At 56.4% G+C, this 13,089-nt stretch carries 11 protein-coding genes; 4 read left to right on the forward strand and 7 right to left on the reverse strand.

What is annotated here, in order from left to right:
- Positions 1 to 26 precede the first annotated feature (26 nt).
- From AC2FGB_RS00595 to phaR, 3 genes are all read left to right on the forward strand, one after another.
- Complete coding sequence (locus AC2FGB_RS00595; RefSeq protein ID WP_496688531.1) at positions 27 to 1,829, forward strand: PHA/PHB synthase family protein; 1,803 nt, start codon at positions 27 to 29, stop codon at positions 1,827 to 1,829.
- Positions 1,830 to 1,963: 134 nt separating this feature from the next.
- Positions 1,964 to 2,410, forward strand: coding sequence for a phasin family protein (locus AC2FGB_RS00600; protein WP_142633002.1), 447 nt, complete (start codon positions 1,964 to 1,966; stop codon positions 2,408 to 2,410).
- A 136-nt stretch (positions 2,411 to 2,546) separates the two neighbouring features.
- Entirely contained in the window at positions 2,547 to 3,101 is a 555-nt protein-coding gene (phaR, locus tag AC2FGB_RS00605) for a polyhydroxyalkanoate synthesis repressor PhaR (RefSeq protein ID WP_142633004.1), read from the forward strand.
- Positions 3,102 to 3,163: 62 nt separating this feature from the next.
- Here the strand turns inward: phaR and AC2FGB_RS00610 are convergent, their stop codons facing one another.
- A complete protein-coding gene (locus tag AC2FGB_RS00610; RefSeq protein WP_496688530.1) occupies positions 3,164 to 4,378 on the reverse strand; it encodes a DegT/DnrJ/EryC1/StrS family aminotransferase in 1,215 nt (404 codons plus the stop codon).
- A 212-nt stretch (positions 4,379 to 4,590) separates the two neighbouring features.
- Between AC2FGB_RS00610 and AC2FGB_RS00615 the strand changes: the two genes are divergently transcribed.
- Positions 4,591 to 5,568: a formylglycine-generating enzyme family protein gene (locus AC2FGB_RS00615; RefSeq protein ID WP_496688529.1), complete on the forward strand. Its 978-nt coding sequence runs from the start codon at positions 4,591 to 4,593 to the stop codon at positions 5,566 to 5,568.
- Between the two features lie 21 nt (positions 5,569 to 5,589).
- On the opposite strand, the gene AC2FGB_RS00620 is transcribed toward AC2FGB_RS00615, so the two are convergent.
- The 6 genes from AC2FGB_RS00620 to AC2FGB_RS00645 all read right to left on the reverse strand — a co-directional run bounded on the left by AC2FGB_RS00620 (position 5,590) and on the right by AC2FGB_RS00645 (position 13,083).
- Complete coding sequence (locus AC2FGB_RS00620; protein ID WP_496688527.1) at positions 5,590 to 6,894, reverse strand: NAD(P)/FAD-dependent oxidoreductase; 1,305 nt, start codon at positions 6,892 to 6,894, stop codon at positions 5,590 to 5,592.
- A gap of 6 nt (positions 6,895 to 6,900) precedes the next feature.
- Entirely contained in the window at positions 6,901 to 8,259 is a 1,359-nt protein-coding gene (locus AC2FGB_RS00625) for a glutamine synthetase family protein (protein ID WP_496688525.1), read from the reverse strand.
- Positions 8,259 to 8,939, reverse strand: a complete 681-nt coding sequence (locus tag AC2FGB_RS00630; protein ID WP_496693373.1) for a type 1 glutamine amidotransferase — start codon at positions 8,937 to 8,939, stop codon at positions 8,259 to 8,261. The genes AC2FGB_RS00625 and AC2FGB_RS00630 overlap by 1 nt, the downstream gene beginning before the upstream one ends.
- Before the next feature lie 59 nt (positions 8,940 to 8,998).
- Complete coding sequence (locus tag AC2FGB_RS00635; RefSeq protein ID WP_496693374.1) at positions 8,999 to 10,318, reverse strand: glutamine synthetase family protein; 1,320 nt, start codon at positions 10,316 to 10,318, stop codon at positions 8,999 to 9,001.
- 110 nt (positions 10,319 to 10,428) lie between these two features.
- Positions 10,429 to 12,615 carry a molybdopterin cofactor-binding domain-containing protein gene (locus AC2FGB_RS00640; protein WP_496693375.1) on the reverse strand — a complete coding sequence of 729 codons (2,187 nt, stop codon included), beginning with the start codon at positions 12,613 to 12,615 and terminating at the stop codon, positions 10,429 to 10,431.
- A gap of 3 nt (positions 12,616 to 12,618) precedes the next feature.
- Positions 12,619 to 13,083, reverse strand: coding sequence for a (2Fe-2S)-binding protein (locus tag AC2FGB_RS00645; RefSeq protein ID WP_496688520.1), 465 nt, complete (start codon positions 13,081 to 13,083; stop codon positions 12,619 to 12,621).
- Positions 13,084 to 13,089 lie beyond the last annotated feature (6 nt).

A 13,089-nucleotide genomic window follows, 5' to 3' on the forward strand; every position in this document is an offset into this window, starting at 1 on the left:
AGCGAGGTTAGGGTGGAATTGTTAAAATGACAACAAGTGAAGATAACGCGCCAGAGCTGTCCGAGGAACACCTTGAACGGATTAGAGAAAATATGACGAAAGTCGAAGAATTGTCGAAAAGGCTGATCGATGTGATGGCTGGCAAAGAGGCACACACTCCCGCGTTGGACGGTCCGAATCAAGATCTTTTCGCAAGAGCAGCAACTTCGTATTTCGCCGAAGCGTGGCAGAATCCCGCCAAGCTTCTGGAACATCAGGTCGCCTTCTGGGGACAATCCGTTATGAACTTTGCTGAGGCTCAGCAGGCGCTGGCCGCCGGCGGGGTCGAGGACAGCGAACCCGGACCCAAGGATAAACGGTTCTCAAACCCTCTTTGGGACACCAACCCCTATTTCCGGTTTATTCGCCAGCAGTATCAGACAAATGCCGATGCAATCGCGCAGGCGGTTGCTTCGGTCGACGATCTGGACGGCAAGGACAAGCAGAGGCTGCATTTCTTTTCGCAACAGATCATTGACTTGATGTCTCCGACGAATTTCCTGGCCTCCAATCCCGACGCGCTGGAAAAGGCGGTCGAGACGGAAGGGCAATCGCTGATCAAAGGGCTAGAGAATCTAGTTGCGGACCTAGAAGCCAATAATGGTGAAATGGTTGTCAGACTGGCGGATGAATCCGCGTTCAAGCTTGGCGAGAATATCGCGACAACTCCGGGCGACGTGGTCTATCGCAACAGGCTTATGGAGTTGATCCAGTACAAACCCACGACCGAGACCGTACACGAGACCCCGATCGTTCTGTTTCCGCCCTGGATCAACAAATACTATATTCTGGACCTTAAGGCGCAGAACAGCCTCATCAAATGGGTGACCGAGCAAGGCTATACCCTGTTTGTTGTAAGTTGGGTTAATGCGGATGCTTCTCATGCCGAGGTCGGTATGGGCGACTATGTCGAAGAGGGATTTCTGACCGCCATCGAGACCGTCAAGTCGATCTGTAAGGTCAAGCAGGTCAATGCGGTGGGATATTGCATTGCCGGCACCACGTTGAGCTTGACGCTGTCCCTGATGAAGCAGCGTGGCGACAAATCCATCAAATCGGCGACCTTCTTCACAACCTTGACCGATTTCGGTGAACAGGGGGAATTCACGCCGTTCCTACAGAATGACTTTGTCGATGGCATTCAAGAACAAGTGACAAAAGACGGTATCCTAAAAGCATGGGTCATAGGTCGTACCATGTCGTTCCTGCGATCGAATGACCTGATCTACGGCCCTGCCATTCGAAGCTATATGATGGGCGAGACCCCTCCGGCGTTTGATTTGCTCTACTGGAACGGGGATGGCGCAAATCTTCCGGGCAAAATGGCAATCGAGTATTTGCGGGGGCTTTGCCAGAAAAATCAATTTGTGACCGACGGTTTCGATTTGCTTGGGCACAAACTGCATATCCGCGACGTTGATGTTCCTTTGATGGCCATCAGCTGTGAAACCGACCATATCGCCGCCTGGAAAGATTGTTATCGGGGTGTGCAGCAGATGGGGTCACGTTCGAAGACGTTTGTCGTTTCGGAATCCGGTCACATAGCAGGCATCGTGAACCCGCCGAGCAAGAAGAAATACGGCCACTACACCAACCCTGATCTGAATGCGGATGCCGATGCATGGATGAAAGAGTCCGATTTTCATAAAGGGTCCTGGTGGCCGCAGTGGGAAGCTTGGCTGAAGAAGAGATCCGGCAAGCAGATCCCCGCGCGCCAAGTGGGCGATTCGGGATACGCTTCCCTGGCCGAAGCACCAGGAACCTATGTTTTGGTGAAGGCAACAGATTGATTTTTAACAGTTTAGAAAAATATTGCTGCAGCGCAGCAAGAAAAAACTTGCAATGCTGCGATGCAGCAACGATATTGTCCTCAAGCTGATGAAGCCCGGGGTTGGCCCGGATCGGCAAGCAAAGGATTTGGACAATGGCAAAGACTCAAGACTTTACCGCGACCCTGAAAGACATGATGGGTGCATTCCCTGTTGACACCACCGCTCTGGAAGGTGCGTTCAACACCACCGCGACCCTGAACGAAAAGCTGTCGGGCGTTGCTCTGGAAGCGGCTGAGAAATCGGCTGAGATTTCGAACAAATGGACCAAGGAAACCCTGGCCAAACTGTCCGATATGTCGAAAGCGAAATCTGACCCTGCAGATTACGCAAAAGCTGCAACCGACTACGCAAGCGCGTCGGCTGAAGTTGCTGCTGAAAACCTGGCTGCTTTCGCTGAAATCGCGAAAAAAGTTCAGTCGGAAACCGTTGAGCTGCTGATGGCTGCTGGCAAAAACGCTGCAGAAGATGCAACTGCCGTTGTCAAAAAAGCAACCAACGACGTGTCCACTGCTGCGAAAAAAGCAGCTGGCGCCAAGTAAGGTAAGATAGCGAGGCGCACCCACTCCTCCCATTTGGTGCAATCGCGTTGGGCAGGTCGAAAGACCTGCCCTTTCTTTTTGTTCTGCACTCGCATAATCTCTGCTGCAATGCATCATTCCTTGGGGAGGGTAGACGGTGTCAGAACAAGAAAAACCGTTGCTAATCAAACGATATGCCAGCCGTCGGCTGTATAACACTGAAACCAGTGACTATGTCACGCTCGAAGATATTGCGGCATTCATACGTGACGGTCGCGAAGTTCAGATCATAGACCTGAAGACTGGGGATGATCTGACACGGCAATATCTGCTGCAAATCATTGCCGAGCATGAAAGCCGCGGTGAGAATGTCCTGCCGGTGAACGTGCTGAACGATCTTGTGCGCAGCTATATGTTGCCGGGCGGAGGAGTGATGCCGCAATTCCTGCAAAGCTCGTTCGAAATGCTGCGCGAAAGCCAAAGCAAAATGATGGAAAACATGTCTGCGATGAATCCGATGACCCAGATTCCGGGTTTCGAAGCGCTGCAAGCGCAGCAAAAGGCATTTCTGAAGGCGATGACCAGCGGCATTTCCGGCAGTTGGTCCGGTCCGGAAACGGATAGCGAGGCCAAACCCCAGTCGAGTGAGGATCTGGACGACATCAAGAAGCAGTTGGCGGAGTTGCAGCAAAAGCTGTCTAAACTGAACTGAATTTGTCCACACAATGAAATAGGCCCGCCGCTGGCGGGCCTTTTCGTTTGAATTCAGCTTGTTCAGGTTCCAAATGCGATTTTCGGGGCGGTAATTTCCCCTACTGAAGCCAACAGAATATCAGCGATCACATCCAGTTCCGCGCCTGTCAGGCGTACAGGCAGGCGCACGTCGCAAGCTTTCATCAGCATGTTTCGCGTTTGTGGCAGCTCGGTCTGTTCCGGCAGGAATTGCCAGTTCCAAAAGGCACGGGCGTTGTCTTCACTCAGGCCGAATACCTGAACTTTCACCCCGCGTGCCTCGGATGCTGCGGCAAAGGCGCGGATATCATCATCGCTTAGGTCAACCAGATTGAATTGGATCGAGTCCGGCGCCCGGCGTTCTGGCATCAGCGGGGCAGGCACGTTGATATAGGGTGATGAGTTCAGGCGCTCCGCCACATAGTCGTGGTTTTGCAACCCATCGCTGACACGACGTGCCAATTCAGGCATCTGGGGACGGATTACTGCAGCGCTCAGGTTGCTCATCCGCAGGTTATACAGCGGCAACTGGTTCTGCCAGCGGCCAAAGGCCTCTTCGAGTTCCGATGAGTTGTCGCCACGCGGACCTTTGTGTTTCTTCCAATTATGTTCGTAGGCGCCGGACATGATCACGGCACGCGCCACTAGATCAGCGTCGTCGGTTATCAGAATGCCACCTTCGCCCGCATTGATCATCTTGTAGGACTGAAACGAGAAACAGCCGATCTTGCCAATCGTCCCAATATTGCGGCCATGCCAAGTTGTCCCCAGCGAATGGGCTGCGTCCTCGATCACCGGAATGTCGCGCGCGCTGCACAGGGTCATGATCGCGTCCATATCCGAAGTATGTCCGCGCATATGGCTAATGATCACGGCCTGCACGTTATCCAGTTTGGCGGCAAAGTCATCCATGTCGATGCGATAATTGTCACCCACCTCACACAGTACGGGGATGCAATCCGCATGTATGACCGATGAGGGCACCGCCGCAAAGGTAAAGCCCGGTATCAGCACCCGCGCGTCCCGCGGCAAACCCAGCGCCTTGAGCGACAGGAACAGTGCCGCTGAGCAGGACGATACAGCCAGCGCGTATTTCGTGCCCAGCAGTTCCGCGAATTCCGACTCGAGCATCGCAACCGGAGCGTCCTGCGGCGCAGTGTAGCGGAACAGGTCGCCTGACTGCATCAAGGCATCAATGGCGTCGCGGGCGGCCGCGGGGATGGGTTCGGCGTCATGGACGTTAGGAGGCAGCGTCATATTTGGCATTCCTGAATTCTATCTTTGGGAAAGATAAAGCTAATGAAGTGTCAATCCAAGCCCTTAATCTTCAGGGTGGCGAAATTTCACTATTCTGTCGTAGTCAGAGAGACACAGGTTGGCTTACCCCGCGTAGCGGGAAATTCTTTTGAACTTGCAACTTTGGGGGAAGTAAGGTGGCAATGGATCTTCTTTGACGTTGTTCTCGTATGATGGGTTGGATCACTGCATTGACTATCAGTCATTTGGCCCTTTGTGGCGCGCTTTCAACTTTCGCTTCGGCGGTTCACGCAGATTATCTTCTGTCGGATGGCACTGAAGTTGCGCCGCTTGAGATGTTTCAGGAATGCGATGTTTGCCCTGAAATGATTGTCTTGCCTATGGGTGAGTTCATGATGGGTGGACCACCGGGAGAATCGAAACGAAACTTTCATTGGGATGAAAAAGGGCGCCGACCCGCGACAGCGGAAGAGCCGTATATCGCGCATAGTGAAGGTCCGGTTCATAGCGTCAGAATAGATCTGTCCTTTGCCATGGGACGTAACGAGGTTACCCGTGATGAGTGGATGGCCTGCGTTGAAGATGGGGGATGTAGCAAATATGTGCCGGAAGATTTTGTAATCGGCGATAGTTTTGAGCGCATAGATCTTACGGGCAATCATCCAGTGAATGATGTGTCTTATTTGGATGCTTTGGCTTACACGGATTGGCTGAACAAAAAACTCGGGATAGATGCCTACCGCTTACCAACGGAAGCCGAATGGGAATATGCCGCCCGTGCCGGAACGCAGACTCCTTTTGCGCAAAGAGAGGAAGTTACGACGGATCAGGCCAATTTCCATGCCAAACCGACAGAAGAGATGATTGGTGAAAAGCGGCCGGATTTAGTGTGGCGCGGTTACCCAGTTCGCGTTGATGAACTTGATGCCTCCAATGCTTGGGGTCTTCGGCATATGTCGGGGAATGTCGGGGAAAGAACGATGTCCTGCTGGACAGCGACGCACCCGGGTTGGTCGACTTCCAGCCAGCACTTAGAGATGGCGAGATCAGTCGATTGTCACAGGCGGGTTGTAAAAGGCGGTTCTTATCCATTTGCTATGGATTTTTCGCGCGCTGCAAGTCGCGGTGGGGCGGGCATTGATTGGCGGTCAAAATTGACGGGCTTTCGTATCCTGAGAGAGTTTAAGTGAGTTTCTCTGACAATCTCGAAATCAGAATCCCAGCCGGTCCCGCAGGGAAAACCATGTCATCGCCAGCACTAGCAACGGGCTGCGTAGGGCGGGGCCTCCGGGGAAGGGCAGGGCGGGTACGCGGGACATGGTGTCGAACCCTTCGGCTTGGCCCTGAATGGCCATCGCCATCAGTTGCCCGGCATGTGTAGCTGTGCCAACACCGTGACCCGAATAGCCAGAGGCTGACAGGATATTCGGGGCAACCCGTGTCAGGTAGGGCATTCGCCGCATGGTGATACCCAGAGTACCGCCCCACGCATAGTCGATCTTTACATCGCGCAGATGCGGGAAAATCTCGGTCATCGGTTTGCGCACCTTGGAGGCGATATCTGTCGGGAAACGGTAGCCATAGCTTTCCCCGCCGCCGAATAGCAGGCGGTTGTCGGCGCTGAGGCGAAAATAGTTCACCACAAACTTGGTGTCGGCGACGGCGACATCCCGGGTCAGGACGCGGGCGGCATCGGTGCCCAAAGGCTCGGTCGCGGCGATGAAATTGTTGATCGGCATGACGCGCGACGCCACTTTGCCGTTCAGGTCACCAAGATATCCGTTGCAGGCCAATATGACGTGGTTGGCCGTCACCTTTCCCTGCGGGGTTTGCACGATGGCCGGATCGACTTCGTCGATCCCGGTGACCTCGGTACCCTCAAAGATGCGCACGCCGGCCTTGGCTGCGGCTTCGGCCAACCCCAGGGCAAAGTTCAGCGGGTGCAGATGCGCCGCCCCCATGTCCAGATAACCACCGCGATAGGTGGGCGACGGGCAGAGACCATGCGCGGCGCCTTCGTCCAGCAGCTCCATATGGTCATACCCATATCGCGCCGACAGATGCGCGGCGTGATCGTGGAGGTCTTGCTGATCCCCGGTGCTGAGGCCCAGAACCGCCACGCCCGGTTTCAGATCACAGTCGATTTTGTGCTTTTCGATCAGCGATTTGACCAGATCCTTGGCATCTTCAGCCAGATCCCACAGCTTGGCGGCATCGTCATCGCCGACCAGGCGTTCAAGGTCTTCCTGATCCATCCGCTGGGCGCTGCCCAGCTGCCCGCCATTGCGGCCTGACGCTCCGAAACCAACGCGATGCGCCTCAAGCAGCACGACGTCGAACCCGGCCTCGGCCAGATGCAGCGCGGCGGACAGTCCGGTATAGCCGCCACCGACCACACAGACATCCGCTTTGGTATCCCCAGCAAGCGCAGGAAAACGGTCGAGCGTGTTGGCCGTCGCGGCATACCAGCTGGCCGGATACTCGGCCTTGCGGTCGTTGGAATAGAGGAGATTCATCGCGGCTTAAACGTTCATGAGCAGGTGCTCACGCTCCCACGGAGAGATGACCTGTAGAAATTCTTCATACTCGGCACGTTTGACAATGCCATAAACGCGGGCAAATTCCGGACCCAGCACCTCGTGCAGGGCGGTGGCCTCGTCGAACAGGTCCAGCGCATTGCCCATGACCTGCGGGATATCACCGTCACCTTCGTAGGCGTCGCCATAAAACTGACGGCGCGGACGTTCCTGCTGTGTCAGGCCGAGATAGCCGCAGGCAAGCGACAAGGCGATGCCCAGATAGGGGTTGCAGTCCATGCCTGCGATACGATTTTCAACGCGCCGCGCCTCGGGGCCGGACAGGGGAACACGGATGCCGGTCGTGCGGTTGTCACGAGCCCATTCCAGATTGATCGGCGCGGCATGGTCTTTCACATAGCGGCGGTACGAGTTCACATAAGGTGCCATGACTGCCAGGCCTGCAGGCAAGTGGTTTTGCAGCCCTGCAATGAAGTTATAGAATGCATCCGTTTCGCCGCCCTGAGGTCCGGAAAAGATATTCTGTCCGGTTTCGATCTCGGTGATCGAGTGGTGGATGTGCATGGCCGATCCGGGCTCATCCGCAATCGGTTTCGCCATGAAGGTCGCAAAGCAGTTGTGTCGCAACGCGGCTTCGCGGATCAGGCGTTTGAAATAGAACACTTCATCTGCCAACTTGACCGGATCACCATGGCGCAGGTTGATTTCAAGCTGTCCGGCGCCGCCTTCCTGGGTGATGCCGTCAATCTCGAATCCCTGATGTTCGGCAAAGTCATAGATGTCGTCGATCACCGGGCCGAATTCATCCACTGCTGTCATCGAATAGGCCTGCCGCGCGGCCGCCGGACGACCCGAACGGCCCATCATCGGTTTGATCCCCTGCGCGGGGTCGACATTGGGGGCGACCAGAAAGAACTCCATCTCTGGCGCGACAATCGGTTTCCAGCCTTTGTCGTGATACATTTTTACGACGCGCTTCAACACGTTGCGTGGGCTGAACGGGATCGGCTCTCCGTCCCGGTCATAGGCGTCGTGGATCACCTGCAGTGTCCAGTCACCCGTCCAAGGAGCAGCGGAAGCAGTCGAAAAGTCAGGCTTAAGGATCATGTCCCGTTCAATGAAGCCGTCCTCTCCGGCGGCTTCGCCCCAGTCCCCGGTGATAGTCTGGTAAAAGATACTATCGGGTAGATGGAAGTAGGACTGGCGTGCAAATTTGGTGGCCGGAACCGCTTTCCCGCGCGCGATGCCGGGCAGGTCAGAGATGATGCACTCGACCTCATCCAATCGGTGACCTTCAAAATAGGTACGGGCTGCCTGTGGCAGTTGTTCTGTCCAATCGGCCATCAGGCCCTCTCTTTCTTCAAAAACTCTGCCATGAACTGTCCGATCTTCGGACTGTCGTCGCGGGTGGGAAGGCGGTCGGCGGCGGCCTGCATCAGATTGTCTGGAACGACACCTTTGCCGCGTGTGTCCATCAGCCCTTCGATGAAGCTGTCGCCATACTCCGGGTGGGCCTGAACGGTCCAGATCGTGTCGCCATAGGCCAGCATGGCATTCTGGCAAAAGGCGTTCGAACCGGTTACTTGTGCACCGGCGGGCAGCTCTACCACCTGGTCCTGATGCCAGGCATTCAAAGTGACGGTCTGTCCGTCCAAATCGTAGTCCGTCCGCCCCACGGCCCAGCCCTGTTTGAACTTTTCAACTTTCCCGCCAAGGGCTTGCGCAATGACTTGATGACCAAAGCATATGCCGATCAGGGGTTTGCCGCTTTGATGGATGTCGCGGATCAGCGCTTCGAGCTTGCGAATCCAGGCATGGTCCTCATAGGCGCCATAGCGCGAGCCGGTGATGATCCATCCATCAGCATCGTCAAAACTTTGCGGAAAGTGATCGTCGACAACCGCATAGGTCACAAACTCAAAGCCGTTGCCATCCAGCAGCGCGCGAAACATGCCGTCATATTCACCGAACTGATCGTGCAATTCGTCAGGGGGGTGGCCGGCTACAAGGATACCGATTTTCATGGGTCACCAAATTTGATCAAATTTATTCTAGCTGAGCAGAACGAAGCGGGCAAGGGGGCTCAAACCGCCTCGAGATAACTTAGCCAATGCTCCTCGGGTGGGCGTTCGTCAAAGCGCAGGATCTCTTGTCGCTTTGTCATGGCAAGATTGCTGATCAGCGGGGCGGGAAAGATGCGCGCAACTTGCGGATCGGTTTCAAGGGCGGTGATGGCTGAAGCCCAGTCGCCAGCGAGTTGCGGCAGGCCGTCGATCTCATAGGCGTTGCCCGTGATCGGAGCTGGCGGTTCAGTTCCGTCCTCGATGCCGTTCAGCGCCGCACCGAGTACGGCGCTCAGCATGAGGTAGGGATTGATGTCACCACCAGCAACGCGATGTTCGATCCTGCGGGCAGAGGGCGCGCCGCCGGGAACGCGCAGCGCGGCAGTGCGATTTTCATAAGCCCAGCATGCCTCAGTTGGGGCATGGGCGCCGGGGACAAGCCGGGTGTAGGAGTTCCCGTGCGGTGCAAAAATCAGAGTTGAACCAGGCATTGCGGACAGACATCCGGCTATGGCCGAGCGCAAAAGATCAGTGCCTTCAGGCCCGCCATTGTCAAAGACATTTTGCCCATCCTGGTCGACGACCGAAAAATGGACATGCATCCCATTGCCCGCATCCTGGGCATAGGGTTTGGCCATGAAAGTTGCGGTAAACCCATGTTTGCGCGCAAGGCCACGAGTCAACACCTTGAAAAGCAACGTATCATCTGCGCAGCGCATGGCGTCCTGATGGTTCAGGTTGATTTCAAACTGGCCAATCCCGCTTTCGGAAATGGCGGTTTGAGCCGGGATGCTCATTGCCTCGCATCCGTCATAGAGGTCTGTGAAAAAGGCGTCGAACGCATCCATTTCCGCCATGGACAGGACTGCCTCGTCGACCAGTCGTCGCCCCGTCAAAGGATTGATCGGAGGCACCGGCCGTGCACCTGATGAGTCCAATAGCGTGAATTCCAGCTCGGTCGCCGCAACAACAGACCAGCCACGCTCGGCATAGCGTTGCAGCACCGAGGTCAGAGCATGGCGAGGGTCGCCGGCAAAGGGCTTGCCCTGATCGTCATACAGGGACATCAACACCAGCGCTGTTTCGGTTTCAAGCCAGTGAACTGGGACGGGGCCACGCTCGGTTGGCAGTAATATGCCGTCCGCGTCGCCTGATTCAAACACAAGCGGGCTATCCTCGATATCCGCGCCCCACAGATCAACATTCAATGCCGAAAAGGGCATCCGCACCACACCTTTACTCAGCTTGTCAGCATAAGAAGGAGGCACGCGTTTGCCGCGCAGCTGACCGTTAAGGTCGCAGGCCGCTACGCGAAAACTGTGTAGGGCGTTCAGGTCCATCGGCGTCTCCATCACTCTGGTACTCCGAGGTTTAATCGACACAAAGCGCCTTGTCACGAAATTTGATCAAATTATCCCCGCGCCGTTTTTTTCGGCGCGGGGTCGGGACCTTATGCAAAGCTTATGCCGTTCTCGGCCATCGGCAGATCGGCAATCAAGGTCCCCGACATTGCCTTGATTGCGTTCGCGAGCGCGGGGGCCGAGGGCGGCGTGCCGGGTTCGCCCACGCCTGTGGGGGCCTCGGCCGAGGGCAGGATGTGGACGTCGATTGTAGCTATATCGCCGATCCGAAGGGGCTCGTAATCCGGGAAGTTGTATTGATCCACGGAACCGCCGGTCAGTGTGATCTGATCGCGCATCACATGCCCGATGCCATAGCCGATGCCACCTTCCATCTGGGCACGCACCACGTCGGGGTTCACCGCGATACCGCAATCGACAGCACAGGTGACCTTTTCGATCTTGATACCGTCATCCGGATCGCCCGAGATTTCGACCACCTCAGCCACATAAGAACCAAAGGATTTGTGCACCGCAATACCTTGCGCTCGACCGGCAGGGACGTTGCCCCAATCTGCTTTCTCGGCCGCAAGTTTCAGAACTGAGGCCTTGCGCTGTTGGTCTGCATTACCCGCATCCGCCAGATGTGCGAGACGGAACTCAACCGGGTCACGGCCCGCGGCGGTGGCGGCCAAATCCATCATTGTTTCCATCGTATAGGCAGTGTGGGTATGTCCTACCGACCGCCACCATAGGACCGATGTGGCCTTGGGTGTGTCGGTCAGTCCAAGCGCCATCCCCGGAATATCATAGGGGCTGTCTGCGATGCCCTCGATCGAGCTGTGGTCGACGCCGTCATGCACTGCAACCGCTTCGAACGGGGTGCCCTTCATGATCGATTGCCCAGCAACCTGATGCTGCCATCCCACGATATTCCTCTCCGCATTCAACCCGACACGAACTTTGTGGCCGAAGGCCGGGCGGTAATACCCGCTGCGAATGTCGTCTTCCCGCGTCCAGACCAGTTTGACCGGGCGCGAGCGGTCAGTGACAACAAAGGCCAACGCGGCCTCAACCTGATAGTCCGCATCCGGTGTTGCGCGACGCCCGAAAGACCCGCCGGCCAGCATCGTTCTGATGTGGATTTTCTCGGGTGGCAGCTGAAAGATTTGCTGATACGCCATGTGCGGGCCGGTTGGCATCTGAGCGCCATCATGCAGAACGATGTCACCCTCTGCTGTCTGTTCGATTGTGCAGTTCAGTGGCTCCATCGGAGCATGGGCGAGAAGCGGGTAGTAAAAAGTTTTTTCTACGACCGTATCCGCCGCGTCGATCGCCGCCGAAACCGTGGCAACATCTGCCTTGTTCACGTTATAGGCGGGCTCGGCATTCAGCGCGTCCATGATCTCGGCCTTGATCTGATCCGAGTGGCGGGTTTCAGCGCCGGACATGTCCCATTCGACCTCAAGCGCGTCACGCGCCTGAATCGCGGCCCAGGTATCTTCGGCATAGACCGCAACGCCCGCCTGATTGGGCAATGCAGCGGCGCTGATATAGCCTTTGATCTCTTTCGAGGCGCTGTCGTCAAAGCTGATGACAACACCACCGCGCGACTCCGGACGTTTGATCATCGCAACCATCTGGTTGGGCAGGTGGACATCCATGGCGTACATCGCCTGTCCGTTGCCTTTGATTGCCGAGTCCTTGCGACGCACGGCCTCGTTTCCGATCAGGCGGAATTCCGAGGGGTCTTTCAGGCGTGGCTCGGTCGGCGCTTCCATCTGCGAAGCGGCTGCCACGAAATCGGCAATCGGTGCAGATTTCTCGTCTGCTTTGACGATGCCTTCCTCAATGGTGATGCCTGATGCATCGACGCCCCATCTTTGGGCGGCGGCGTTGATCAGCATCTCACGGGCAGCAGCGCCAGCCTGACGGTATTGCAGCCAGGAATTCGCCATCGCGGTTGACCCGCCGGTGCCTTGGAAGGGGCCGAACAGCAGGTTGTTATAGACTTGGGGGTTCGACGGCGCGAATTCGTATTTAATTTGGTCCATAGTGATGCCGATTTCCTCGGCGATAAGCGTCGGAAGGCCGGTCGCGGGGCCCTGACCCTTTTCGAAGTGTTTGACGATGGCGGTCACGGTGCCGTCGGCGTCAATCTTAACAAATGGGTTGAGCTGCGTCGTCTCGGACGAGGCCGCAGCCAGAACGCCATCGGGGCGGGCCCCAACCAGCAAGACGGCACCGGTTGCAGCAGCGCCTTTTAGAAAACCACGGCGAGAGGTGTTGATGGTCATGGATCAGGCCTCCAGAATTTCGGATGCGCGCTGGATACCGGCGCGGATGCGTTGATAGGTGGCACAGCGACAGGCGTTGCCGGACATGTAGTCGTCGATTTCTTCAACGCTGGGCTTTGGGTTTTCGGACAGCAATCCGACCGCCGACATCACCTGACCGGATTGGCAGTAACCGCATTGAACCACGTCCAATTCGACCCAGGCCTGCTGTACCGCGGCGCCAATATCGTTGTTTCCGACAGCTTCGATCGTGGTGATTTCGGCGTCTTCGACATCCTCAATATACGTCTGGCAAGAACGCACAGGCTCTCCGTCCAGATGCACGGTGCAGGCCCCACAGGACGCGACACCGCAGCCGAACTTGGTTCCTGTCATCTTCAGTTCGTCCCGGATTACCCACAGAAGGGGCGTGCCGGGCTCGGCCTCGACCGTGTGGGTCTGGCCGTTCAGTTTCAATGTCAAAGCCATTGGGGG

It is taken from the genome of Ruegeria sp. CDSC021 (assembly GCF_059610845.1).

Bases quoted from the DNA above. Each gene is read 5' to 3' on its own strand.
- AC2FGB_RS00635 (WP_496693374.1), bottom strand. From the start codon at position 10,318: ATGGACCTGAACGCCCTACACAGTTTTCGCGTAGCGGCCTGCGACCTT.
- AC2FGB_RS00620 (WP_496688527.1), bottom strand. From the start codon at position 6,894: ATGAATCTCCTCTATTCCAACGACCGCAAGGCCGAGTATCCGGCCAGC.
- AC2FGB_RS00625 (WP_496688525.1), bottom strand. From the start codon at position 8,259: ATGGCCGATTGGACAGAACAACTGCCACAGGCAGCCCGTACCTATTTT.
- AC2FGB_RS00610 (WP_496688530.1), bottom strand. From the start codon at position 4,378: ATGACGCTGCCTCCTAACGTCCATGACGCCGAACCCATCCCCGCGGCC.
- AC2FGB_RS00640 (WP_496693375.1), bottom strand. From the start codon at position 12,615: ATGACCATCAACACCTCTCGCCGTGGTTTTCTAAAAGGCGCTGCTGCA.
- AC2FGB_RS00615 (WP_496688529.1), top strand. From the start codon at position 4,591: ATGGGTTGGATCACTGCATTGACTATCAGTCATTTGGCCCTTTGTGGC.
- AC2FGB_RS00630 (WP_496693373.1), bottom strand. From the start codon at position 8,939: ATGAAAATCGGTATCCTTGTAGCCGGCCACCCCCCTGACGAATTGCAC.
- AC2FGB_RS00595 (WP_496688531.1), top strand. From the start codon at position 27: ATGACAACAAGTGAAGATAACGCGCCAGAGCTGTCCGAGGAACACCTT.
- AC2FGB_RS00645 (WP_496688520.1), bottom strand. From the start codon at position 13,083: ATGGCTTTGACATTGAAACTGAACGGCCAGACCCACACGGTCGAGGCC.
- AC2FGB_RS00600 (WP_142633002.1), top strand. From the start codon at position 1,964: ATGGCAAAGACTCAAGACTTTACCGCGACCCTGAAAGACATGATGGGT.